Origin of the sequence: Curtobacterium sp. 22159 (assembly GCF_052045775.1) — a bacterium.
Classification (GTDB): domain Bacteria; phylum Actinomycetota; class Actinomycetes; order Actinomycetales; family Microbacteriaceae; genus Curtobacterium.
The window spans coordinates 1-481 of record NZ_JBQEPN010000026.1 but is presented as its reverse complement, the minus strand read 5'-3'; the positions used below and the strand labels follow the sequence as shown (position 1 = coordinate 481).

The window sequence follows — 481 nt, the reverse complement described above, 5'->3', positions numbered from 1 at the left end:
GGGCTACTTCCTCGCCGTGTTCGGCATCTCCTCGGTGATCGGCCCGCTCATCGGCGGCCTGCTCGCCGGCACCTCCGAGATCCTCTGGATCACCGGGTGGCGCTGGGTGCTCCTCATCAACGTCCCGATCGGCATCGCCGCACTGGTGATGGTCATCGTCTTCCTGCACCTCCCGAAGGTGCACGGCGGGGACACCGCGAAGCCGAAGGTCGACTGGTGGGGTGCGACCGCGGTCATCGTGACGCTCGTGCCGCTGCTGCTCGTCGCCGAACAGGGCCGCACGTGGGGTTGGGGCTCGCCGGGCGCCATCGCCTGCTACGTCGTCGGTGTCGTGGGGCTGATCGGGCTGCTGCTCATCGAGTCGAAGATGGGCGACGCGGCGATCATCCCGCTCAAGCTGTTCCGCTCGGGCACGTTCTCGATGGCGACGGTCATCGGCTTCCTCGTCGGCTTCGCGATGTTCGGCGCCATGCTGACCATC

At 67.8% G+C, this 481-nt stretch carries 1 pseudogene; it reads left to right on the top strand.

The features are described 5' to 3' along the window. Positions 1-481: pseudogene (locus tag ACTJKO_RS17425) on the top strand (MFS transporter); the annotation flags it as partial.